A 340-nucleotide genomic window follows, 5' to 3' on the forward strand; every position below is an offset into this window, starting at 1 on the left:
GGGGTCGGGGCCTAGTTCGAGGAAGATGCCGGTTTCGGGCGCGGTGTGGGTGATGGCGGGGTGGAAGTGGACGGGTTGGCGGATGTGTTGGGCCCAGTAGTCGGGGGTGGTGATGTGATCATCTGCTGGTTGTCCGGTGAGGTTGCTGATGAGGGGGATGGTGGGTGGGTGGTAGGTCAGTTCGCTGATGGCCTCTTTGAAGGGTTCGAGGATGGGGTCCATCAGGGGGGAGTGGAAGGCGTGGCTGACGGTGAGGGTGCGGGTTTTACGGCCTTTGGCTGCCCAGGTGGCGCTGATATCGGTGACCAGGTCGGTCGGGCCGGAGATGACGGTGTTGTCA

1 protein-coding gene is annotated in these 340 nt (G+C 63.2%); it reads right to left on the reverse strand.

The window, feature by feature from the left end; all coding sequences use genetic code 11:
- Nucleotides 1-340 (reverse strand): acyltransferase domain-containing protein (locus tag NQU54_RS48925; protein ID WP_257636706.1); only part of this gene is annotated, 340 nt, incomplete at both ends.

It is taken from the genome of Streptomyces malaysiensis subsp. samsunensis, from assembly GCF_024519315.1.
GTDB classification, from domain to species: domain Bacteria; phylum Actinomycetota; class Actinomycetes; order Streptomycetales; family Streptomycetaceae; genus Streptomyces; species Streptomyces malaysiensis.